The 3,585-nt window shown below is 73.9% G+C and carries 3 protein-coding genes and 1 pseudogene; 3 read left to right on the top strand and 1 reads right to left on the bottom strand.

Going from position 1 to position 3,585, the window contains the following annotated elements; all coding sequences use genetic code 11:
- A pseudogene (locus H5J33_RS27520) lies at positions 1 to 732 on the bottom strand (hypothetical protein); the annotation flags it as partial.
- Positions 733 to 975: 243 nt separating this feature from the next.
- On the opposite strand from H5J33_RS27520, the gene H5J33_RS27515 reads away from it, so the two are divergent.
- From H5J33_RS27515 to H5J33_RS27505, 3 genes are read left to right on the top strand one after another with little or no spacing between them, the layout of a single operon-like run.
- Complete coding sequence (locus tag H5J33_RS27515; RefSeq protein WP_181797535.1) at positions 976 to 1,569, top strand: helix-turn-helix transcriptional regulator; 594 nt, start codon at positions 976 to 978, stop codon at positions 1,567 to 1,569.
- Entirely contained in the window at positions 1,562 to 2,191 is a 630-nt protein-coding gene (locus tag H5J33_RS27510) for a hypothetical protein (RefSeq protein WP_309485501.1), read from the top strand. The genes H5J33_RS27515 and H5J33_RS27510 overlap by 8 nt, the downstream gene beginning before the upstream one ends.
- Positions 2,191 to 3,414: an MAB_1171c family putative transporter gene (locus H5J33_RS27505; RefSeq protein WP_181797534.1), complete on the top strand. Its 1,224-nt coding sequence runs from the start codon at positions 2,191 to 2,193 to the stop codon at positions 3,412 to 3,414. Before H5J33_RS27510 ends, H5J33_RS27505 begins: the two co-directional genes overlap by 1 nt.
- Positions 3,415 to 3,585 lie beyond the last annotated feature (171 nt).

Genomic DNA, 3,585 nt, shown 5'->3' with positions numbered 1-3,585 from the left:
GAGCCCGCCGGTGGCCAACGTCGCCGCGGCCCCGGCCAGATCGACGCCGGTGGCCCGCTCCACCAGCAGCGGGATCAGATCGCCGGGCGGGTACGGGGCCACGCCCAGGACGCGGGGGCCGCGGGCGGTCAGCCGCAGCGTGATGTGCGCGACGGTGGGGGTGAGGCGTAAGGCGCGCACGGCCCGCTCCACGCACTGGCGCAGGAAGCGGTTGTGCAGCAGACCGTCGTGGGCGTGGACGCTGTGCCGCAGCGGGCGGCGGGCCGGCCGCGGGCCCGGGGTCGTACGGGTGAGCGCGACGATGCGTACCTCGTCGTCCAGGACGACGGTCTCGGCCGACACCGGTTCCCCCTCGGTATCGGCCGGATCCGCCGTCGGCACCCGGTGCCGGTCCAGCAGCGCCCGTAACGCCGGCGGATCGGCGCACGTCACGGCCGTCTCGTACGGCAGGCCCGGCAGGCCGAGCCGGACGGCCAGGCGCGCGGCCGCGGGCAGGTACTCCGGGGACCAGGCCAGTACGCCTCCGGGGCGGTGTCCCCGTAACGCCTCGGCCGTCCGTTCCGTCCCGGCCGGGTCCGCCGTCAGGCGGGCGGTCGCGTACGGCAGGGCCCAGCGGGCGGGCGGGGACGGGTCGACCAGGAGCACCGGGCGGGCCGCGGCGACGCGCGCCAGCGCGAACTCGCCGCAGATCTCACCCCGGCCGGCCCCGAGGAGCACGACGGGCTGGGCCATGGCCTGGACCTTCCTCGGGGGGAAGGCGATCAGGAGCGCCCCGGGTGCCGCTCCCCCATAGGCGGCACCCGAGGCGGGTCGGATCTTGCTCTCCGTGCAGTGATCCTCACCCACCGCGCCCTGAACTGTCAACGATAGCTGCGCTATTGCGCAGGGAGCCTTGTCAGATCTGGTCGCCGAGGGGGCAACCTAGTAGCCTCGCGCCCAGCCAGCGAACGGAAAGACACGCCCAGGGGGGACTCGGTGAGTGACGCCTACGCCGCGCTGGCCGACGTGCTGGAACGGCTCGGCGAGCTGACCGGCAGGACCGGCCGGCTGCCGGAAGCCCTCGACGTGGCCGGCCTCTCCTACCGCACCGGCATCCCCGTGGGCGTCGTCGTGGAACTCCTCTCCGGCGGCCGGGCCGGCGAGACCAGCCTCGCCCACCGGGTGCGCCAGCGGCTGGACTTCATCCGGGAGACCCGGCGCCGACCGGACGGCAAGCGGTACTCCCTGGACGAACTCGCCCGGATCGCCGGCACCAGCAGGCAGTGGCTGAGCGAGTGGCGCAAGAGCGGCATGCCCAGCCTGGAACACGCCGACCGGCTGCGCCGCTTCTTCGGCCTGCCCGCCGGCTTCTTCACGGCCGACGAACCGGAGGCGCTGTTCGAGGCGCTGCAACCGGTGCTGCAGAGCCTGGAGGCCGAGGCCGACCCGCTGCTGAGACTGCGCGAGAGCGGCCTGATCCGGCTCGCCGCCCGGGCCCCGCAGATGAACGCCCGGCAGCTCGCCACCCTGGCCGACCTGGCCGAGATGATCATCGCCTCGGAGAAGGCGGGGGATACCGGGCGTGCCTGAAAAGTCCGCCAAGACCCCGAGGCCCAAGCGGACTTGCCGGTTGGCGCTGCCCCCGCGGCCCTTCGGCTCCTCGAAGCGCTTCCTGGACCGGCTCGTGCGCGAGACGGTGCGCACCCTCACCCCGCCGACCACCCCCGAGGCGTTCCTGCACGCGCTGTGCGCCACCCTCAGCCCCCACCTGGACCGCCCCGTCAAACTGCGGTTCGTCGCCTTCCCGCCGGGCCTGGACATCTCCGGGATCACCCTGGCCCGCGAGGAGGACTACATCGTCGTGGTCGAGCAACGCGCCCCCGACCCGCACAAGTTCGTCATCGCCGGGCACGAGATCGGCCACATCCACTACGGCACCCTGGACGTGCACTACGCCCCCGGACTGCCCGCCGCCGCCCGCCGGCTGCTGGCCCGCGCCGACGACGACATCCCCTGGGACCGGGTCGTCGCCATGGCCACCCGGTCGCCCGCCGCCGAGGCCGCCGAGGCCGAGTGGGAGGCCGAGGAGTGGGGGCTGCGCCTCGCGGCGAAGTTCTCCAAGGTCGTCGGACCGGGCGCGGCCGGCCGGATGACCCAGGACACCCTCACCGACCGGCTGTCCTCCTCGCTGGGCAACATAGGCGGCCCCTGATGCGCTGGGACATCTCCGGCTCCTGGGTCTCCTACACCGTCCCCGCCGTCCTGTTCGCCGTCGCCTTCGTGATCAAACTGCCGCTGCTGCGGCGCGCCTGGCAGGACCCGATCCTGCGGGCCACCGCCGTGCTCCTCGGCATCGGCACGCTCGTCTTCGTCTCCCTGCCGCCGGCCAACCTGCACCGCATCAACGTCCTCACCGGCGTCCCCAACTTCGCCGCCGTGTGGGTGTACTGCCTCGCCACCGCCTACTGCGGGGCCTGCCTGTGGCTCATCATCACCTGGCGGGAACCGCCGTCCGCCGCCCGCCGCCGGCGCACCCGCCAGGTCGGGCTGGCGTACACCGCCGTCATCGCGGGGCTGTGCGTGACGTTCCTGCTCGCCGACCACCACGTGGAGCGGCTGCGCGACCTCGACACCTACTACGCCCGCACACCGTGGATGCGCGAGTTCATCCTGCTCTACGTCGTCGCCCACACGGCGTCCGCGCTGGTCGCCGCCGGAATGCTGCGGGCCTGGTACCGGGAGGTCGCCGACACCTGGCTGCGCCGTGCGGTGATCTTCCTCCAGGAGGCCTACGCCCTCGGCCTCTTCTTCGACGTCGCCAAGTTCGCGGCCATCGCCGGCCGGTGGAGCGGCCGGGACTGGGACTGGCTGTCCACCTACGCGGCGCCGCCGTTCGCCATCGCCGAGGCGGGCCTGGTGGCGGTCGCCTTCATCGTCGGCCAGGCCGGTCCGGTGCTGGCGGAGCGACGGCGTCTGGTCCGCGAACACCGGCGCCTGAAGCCGCTGTGGCAGGCCATGCTGGCCGTCACCCCGCCCGCCGCGCCCGCCACCGGCCGGGTCAGCGGCGCCGCCCTGCGCCTGGAACTGCGCCGGGCCGCCATCAACGACGGGCTCCTCAAACTGGGTCCGTACCTGAGCGCGTCCCGGCGGGAGCGGGTACGGAGCGCGGCGTCGCGGGCGGGCTACCCGGAGCCGGTCGCGCGCGGCATCGCCGGGGCGGTGGACCTCCGGTTCGCAGCGGCGGCGCTGCACGCGCCCCAGGACCCGGAACACCCGGACCCCGCCGCCGAGTTCTTCACGTTCCCCTGCGCCCCCGACAGCGAACTCCAGAACGTCTCGCAGGCGCTGCGCACCCACGAGACGGCGATAGAGAGGTTCTACCGGCAGGTCCTCGCGGGGGAGGGGCCGGTAGTCGTGGAGCGTTCCGACCGATAGTCGGGTCGCCCCCGCCGGCGCCGGACATATCGGGTGGTGGCGGGCGGCGCGGTCTGGCTAGCCTCGCGGCATGAACGCCGAAGAGGAGTACGCGAGGTACCGCGAGGACGCGAGGACGAGCTGCGCGTACCGCCGGGCGACTCGGTCTTCGTGGAGCCGCTGATCGACTAC

Origin of the sequence: Streptomyces sp. WELS2, from assembly GCF_013870595.1 — a bacterium.
GTDB lineage: Bacteria > Actinomycetota > Actinomycetes > Streptomycetales > Streptomycetaceae > Streptomyces.
The sequence above is the reverse complement of the archived record's forward strand: the minus strand, read 5'-3'. Positions and strand labels throughout refer to the sequence as shown.